General features: G+C 45.7%; 4 protein-coding genes, 16 tRNA genes and 1 rRNA gene. 17 read left to right on the plus strand and 4 right to left on the minus strand.

The window, feature by feature from the left end; genetic code table 11:
- Positions 1 to 9 precede the first annotated feature (9 nt).
- From rrf to KQI79_RS26995, 17 genes are all read left to right on the plus strand, one after another.
- Positions 10 to 126, plus strand: a 5S ribosomal RNA gene (rrf, locus tag KQI79_RS26915).
- 70 nt (positions 127 to 196) lie between these two features.
- A tRNA-Ile gene (locus KQI79_RS26920) sits at positions 197 to 273 on the plus strand.
- Positions 274 to 284: 11 nt separating this feature from the next.
- Positions 285 to 360: transfer RNA gene (locus KQI79_RS26925), tRNA-Asn, on the plus strand.
- A gap of 3 nt (positions 361 to 363) precedes the next feature.
- A tRNA-Glu gene (locus KQI79_RS26930) sits at positions 364 to 438 on the plus strand.
- A gap of 69 nt (positions 439 to 507) precedes the next feature.
- A tRNA-Val gene (locus KQI79_RS26935) sits at positions 508 to 583 on the plus strand.
- A gap of 10 nt (positions 584 to 593) precedes the next feature.
- Positions 594 to 670 (plus strand) — tRNA-Met (locus KQI79_RS26940).
- Positions 671 to 681: 11 nt separating this feature from the next.
- A tRNA-Asp gene (locus KQI79_RS26945) sits at positions 682 to 758 on the plus strand.
- Positions 759 to 833: 75 nt separating this feature from the next.
- Positions 834 to 910: transfer RNA gene (locus KQI79_RS26950), tRNA-Met, on the plus strand.
- Between the two features lie 16 nt (positions 911 to 926).
- Positions 927 to 1,002, plus strand: a tRNA-Thr gene (locus tag KQI79_RS26955).
- 50 nt (positions 1,003 to 1,052) lie between these two features.
- Positions 1,053 to 1,128, plus strand: a tRNA-His gene (locus KQI79_RS26960).
- Positions 1,129 to 1,143: 15 nt separating this feature from the next.
- Positions 1,144 to 1,218 (plus strand) — tRNA-Gln (locus tag KQI79_RS26965).
- 9 nt (positions 1,219 to 1,227) lie between these two features.
- Positions 1,228 to 1,303: transfer RNA gene (locus KQI79_RS26970), tRNA-Lys, on the plus strand.
- Positions 1,304 to 1,321: 18 nt separating this feature from the next.
- Positions 1,322 to 1,404: transfer RNA gene (locus KQI79_RS26975), tRNA-Leu, on the plus strand.
- A 6-nt stretch (positions 1,405 to 1,410) separates the two neighbouring features.
- Positions 1,411 to 1,485, plus strand: a tRNA-Gly gene (locus tag KQI79_RS26980).
- Between the two features lie 12 nt (positions 1,486 to 1,497).
- Positions 1,498 to 1,586 (plus strand) — tRNA-Leu (locus KQI79_RS26985).
- A 10-nt stretch (positions 1,587 to 1,596) separates the two neighbouring features.
- Positions 1,597 to 1,673 (plus strand) — tRNA-Arg (locus tag KQI79_RS26990).
- A gap of 181 nt (positions 1,674 to 1,854) precedes the next feature.
- A tRNA-Leu gene (locus KQI79_RS26995) sits at positions 1,855 to 1,940 on the plus strand.
- Between the two features lie 55 nt (positions 1,941 to 1,995).
- On the opposite strand, the gene KQI79_RS27000 is transcribed toward KQI79_RS26995, so the two are convergent.
- The 4 genes from KQI79_RS27000 to KQI79_RS28425 form a co-directional block, all read right to left on the minus strand.
- Entirely contained in the window at positions 1,996 to 3,150 is a 1,155-nt protein-coding gene (locus KQI79_RS27000; RefSeq protein WP_216541422.1) for a tyrosine-type recombinase/integrase, read from the minus strand.
- A 50-nt stretch (positions 3,151 to 3,200) separates the two neighbouring features.
- Complete coding sequence (locus tag KQI79_RS27005) at positions 3,201 to 3,497, minus strand: helix-turn-helix domain-containing protein (RefSeq protein WP_216541423.1); 297 nt, start codon at positions 3,495 to 3,497, stop codon at positions 3,201 to 3,203.
- Between the two features lie 581 nt (positions 3,498 to 4,078).
- The gene (locus tag KQI79_RS27010) at positions 4,079 to 4,279 is read right to left on the minus strand and encodes a helix-turn-helix domain-containing protein (protein ID WP_216541424.1); all 201 of its coding nucleotides are present in this window, start codon (positions 4,277 to 4,279) and stop codon (positions 4,079 to 4,081) included.
- 74 nt (positions 4,280 to 4,353) lie between these two features.
- Positions 4,354 to 4,560, minus strand: a complete 207-nt coding sequence (locus tag KQI79_RS28425; RefSeq protein WP_216541425.1) for a sigma factor-like helix-turn-helix DNA-binding protein — start codon at positions 4,558 to 4,560, stop codon at positions 4,354 to 4,356.
- Positions 4,561 to 4,724 lie beyond the last annotated feature (164 nt).

The following is a 4,724-nucleotide window of genomic DNA, read 5'->3' on the forward strand; positions in this document are numbered from 1 at the left end:
AGCAATCCGTTTGGTGGCGATGGCGGAGGGGTTCCACGCGTACCCATCCCGAACACGACCGTTAAGCCCTCCAGCGCCGATGGTACTTGGACCGAAGGGTCCTGGGAGAGTAGGACGTTGCCAAGCGGAAAGCTTCCCAAACAAGTTGGACATCGCAGGCCGTTCCTGTGAGAGTGAACATTGCCTTTGTCGATTCGGGCCCTTAGCTCAGATGGTTAGAGCGCACCCCTGATAAGGGTGAGGTCGGTGGTTCGAGTCCACTAGGGCCCACCATAACAATATATTCCCTGATAGCTCAGTCGGTAGAGCACTCGGCTGTTAACCGAGTTGTCACAGGTTCGAGTCCTGTTCGGGGAGCCATATGGCCCGTTGGTCAAGGGGTTAAGACACCTCCCTTTCACGGAGGTAACAGGGGTTCGAATCCCCTACGGGTCACCATTTTATCCCTAAAGTAACGTTAGGCGTTTAAGCATATTCCGATTACTTTTCGGGGACCCCAGTTAACATGGAGGCTTAGCTCAGCTGGGAGAGCATCTGCCTTACAAGCAGAGGGTCGGCGGTTCGATCCCGTCAGCCTCCACCATATACAATATCGCGGGGTGGAGCAGCTCGGTAGCTCGTCGGGCTCATAACCCGAAGGTCGCAGGTTCAAATCCTGCCCCCGCAACCAATCAAATATATGGAGCTGTGGTGTAGAGGCCTAACATGCCTGCCTGTCACGCAGGAGAACGCGGGTTCGAATCCCGTCAGCTCCGCCATTTTTATTAGCATAATGAATGAAAAATGACCAGTCAGCGCAGACTTGAGCATAGACAGCAGCTTTATAATGATACGGCGGCGTAGCTCAGCTGGCTAGAGCGTACGGTTCATACCCGTGAGGTCGGGGGTTCGATCCCCTCCGCCGCTACCATGATGTACCAAAACATGCCGGTGTAGCTCAATTGGTAGAGCAACTGACTTGTAATCAGTAGGTTGGGGGTTCAAGTCCTCTCGCCGGCACCATGTGCGCCATCCACTATTGTTCATTTTTGCTAATTACCATTTATGACATGGCGGTCGTGGCGAAGGGGTTAACGCACCGGATTGTGGCTCCGGCATTCGTGGGTTCAAGTCCCATCGATCGCCCCATACTCTTACCAATACTGGGGATTAGCCAAGCGGTAAGGCAACGGACTTTGACTCCGTCATTCCAAGGTTCGAATCCTTGATCCCCAGCCATTCTTTCGCGAGCCATTAGCTCAGTCGGTAGAGCACCTGACTTTTAATCAGGGTGTCGGAGGTTCGAGTCCTCCATGGCTCACCAGTTACTCAATAACAAATTGCGCGTATGGCGGAATTGGCAGACGCACTAGACTTAGGATCTAGCGGGCGACCGTGGGGGTTCAAGTCCCTCTACGCGCACCATAAATTGCGGACGTGGCTCAGCGGTAGAGCATCGCCTTGCCAAGGCGAGGGTCGCGGGTTCGATTCCCGTCGTCCGCTCCATCTTCTCCAATTGCGGGAGTGGCGGAATCGGCAGACGCACAGGACTTAAAATCCTGCGGTAGGTGACTACCGTACCAGTTCAAGTCTGGTCTTCCGCACCAGTAATCATATGTGCCCTTAGCTCAGCCGGATAGAGCGTTTGACTACGAATCAAAAGGTCGGGAGTTCGAATCTCTCAGGGCACGCCATATAATTTCATATGCCGGTGTGGCGGAATGGCAGACGCGAACGACTCAAAATCGTGAGCGTAAGTCAAAGACTAATCCGCTAAAACCTTGGTATAACTGAGTTTTTGTGATACAATGTTTGTTAGTTCTCTCCTGTAGTTCTCTCCTTTATCTTGGGAAGAGATGGAGACCTTTATAGTATGCTGGTGTGGCGGAATGGCAGACGCGGCGGACTCAAAATCCGCTTCCGGCGACGGAGTGGGGGTTCAAGTCCCTTCACCAGCACCATAATTAATAAGTGATGTTCTTTGGGATATACTAACCCAAGGAACTTTTTATTTATTTAAAGCTGTAAACATTTGCTCATTGCATGAGCGGAAGTAATTTTCGTACTGACATCCAGATGAGCATATATGTTAGCGGTTGTTGAAAAATCACTATGCCCCAGCCAGTCTTGAATTTCTTTCATGCTCACTCCGTTAGCCAGAAGAAGACTAGCGCAACTATGTCGCAGATCATGATAACGAATCCGCCGCAATTTATGTCTTTCGAGAACAAGCGGAAAATGCTGTGTGATATATCCCGGCTTGATTCGATGCCCCAACTTGTCCAGATAAATATAATCAAGATAGTCGGTACAGTAAGAATTTTTATACTGGTATCTATCTCGTTCTTGTTGTTCCTTTAGTTGTATTAACAATTCTTCGAATGCGACAACCAGCGGCAAGGAACGATGGCTTGATTTGTTTTTGGTGCGATCCTTCTCCACGGTAACATATTTTCCTTCGACGGATACTTCAATTACCGTATGCTGGATGGTAATGGTTTTATTTTTGAAATCAATCGAATCCCACTTTAACCCAACCACTTCGCTTCGACGCAGCCCGTAGAATGCAGCGAGCAATACCGCTAATTCAATTGGATCGCCTTTAACTGCTTCAAACAGCTTGTTCATTTCTTCTTTGTCATAAAAACTGCCGACGAATTTATTTTTTTTCGGGCGTTCCACTTTGTCAGCGGGATTCGACGGAATAAGATCGGTTTTGAACGCATATTGAAGTGCTTTACGAATGTTAGCGTGGTAATGAATCACTGTATTCGCTGTAACGCCGCGTACTTCTAACTCATATCGATAAAATTCCTGGATGTGCTTGGGTTGCAGTTCTTTAAGCAAAATCCCTGTTTCTTTGAAGTAAGGCGTAATCCTGCCTTTTACAGCATGTGAATAGGAAGCATAAGTAGTGATTTCAATTTGGTGCTTCATCATTTCCAGCCATTGAAGCATGAAGTCTGAAAACAACAGGTTTTCTTTATCTACTTGCTGAGGAGATTCAAAATTTTTACGAGCTTCAATAAGCAATGCTTCGGCTTTTTTCTTATTACCTTTCACGGGCAATCCGGTGGAGATCCACTTATTTTTCCTTTTACCGTGCTCATCTTTATAATTTAAGACGATGTAGAAATAACCTTTCTTCTCCTGTAGGTGGCCTGCTACCAATCCATGTCCCTCCTTGATATAGCAGCCCCAATCTCCTACCATTGACGATTCTAGTGTAACATAGTACAATGGTTAATCCAATGCTCTAAAGCGTTACAGTGTGAAGTGGAATGATGTTGAGTCATATGTTGGAGATAGAGGAGAATGTTAATCTTCGGTATTTTATAAGCTCTGCCAATTTTGAAGTGTTCAATTTTATTTACTCTCAACAGTTTATAGGCAGTTTTGGTGCTGATGCCGCCCAACATTTCGCACATTTGGACAACATTGACTACATCCGGAAAATTTTGAAACAGCAAGTCATATGTTTCTTTTTGACTCAATGTATCGAATGAATTGTACAACATCGCAATCTCCTCTCTACAAAGTTATGTATAAATCATCGTTAGTCGGTGAACATAAAGAGATCTGATCAAATTGTGTTTTCCTGAAAATAAACACATTTCAAGCTGCCGCTGGTAATGCGGCATCATAGCTCCGGTTTTTCACAGAGACTCCCCCTCGTCCGAGCGGGCTGCCCCCAATGCAGTGACGCTGGCCGGGCAGAAGTATCATTATCCCTCTTGCACATCATGGCGATTCAACCCACCACAGGTTGATTTGGAGCCAGAAGGTATCGCTCTTGCCAGTAAGAACTGGCAGTCTTCGCGCTTCCGTCCAGTCGCTTTCCGTTTTTTAACGGATGCAAAAGGAAAGTACTTGAAATATGCATATGGTATTGTCAATGATCGAATGGGTAGCGGAGACTTTTCGATTCTCCTATAAGTTAAATAGGGAGTTTTAACTTGAAAGGCAACCAGAGGATCATTTTTTTATGCCGCGGGTTCGTTGTATAGCGTAATAAAGCAATAATGAATTGTTTAAAATGTCTTAAAACCTAGGAAAAGCCGAGCGATAGAACATAAACGTTCTAAAGCTCGGCCGTTCTCTAATCCTTGTAACGATCAAGATCAAAACGGCGAACCGCCAAAATAAAGTCAATGATAAGTTGCTGCTTGCAGTCTTCATTGATCACACCATAATAGCGAGAGTATTTGTTAATAAGAGGCTCATAGCGTTCGATAAGCTCAGCTTCTGCTTGTTGATCGCCCTGCTGGGCCAACTGAATCAGTTCCAAGATTTCACGCATTCCATGCTCCTCCTTTTTAGTAAGTCTTAATCTCGAGATGTTTAGGAGGAGCGCGACACCTTATGTGTTCTTGCCTAACAATCCATAAGACTTTTAAGCTTGATTAATAAATTGATTTTTGATTTTGTTACAGCCTGTCTGGTTACTCCAAATATACGGGCAATTTCCTTGTCGGTTCTTTCCCAATAAAATTTCAAGTATAGCATTTGTCTCTCGGAAGGACTTAAAATTCGCAAGGCCTGTTCCAAACTAATACGTTTTTCGACATGAGCCTTTTGCATAATTTCGTTTTGAAGCCAGCTTCATAGGGAGTCCTCAACTAGCAGCAGTTAATTCCTGGCTTTAACGTTTAAAAATGTGTAATTGGAGTTTATTGGTCATAAAAATGGGCAGACCTGCAGAATTTTCGGGAAACGCTCGTTTTTAAGCGACCGCTTTTGCCAAG

Origin of the sequence: Paenibacillus sp. MSJ-34 (assembly GCF_018918005.1) — a bacterium.
GTDB lineage: Bacteria > Bacillota > Bacilli > Paenibacillales > Paenibacillaceae > MSJ-34.

Bases quoted from the DNA above. Each gene is read 5' to 3' on its own strand.
- KQI79_RS27005 (WP_216541423.1), bottom strand. From the start codon at position 3,497: ATGTTGTACAATTCATTCGATACATTGAGTCAAAAAGAAACATATGAC.
- KQI79_RS27010 (WP_216541424.1), bottom strand. From the start codon at position 4,279: ATGCGTGAAATCTTGGAACTGATTCAGTTGGCCCAGCAGGGCGATCAA.
- KQI79_RS28425 (WP_216541425.1), bottom strand. From the start codon at position 4,560: ATGCAAAAGGCTCATGTCGAAAAACGTATTAGTTTGGAACAGGCCTTG.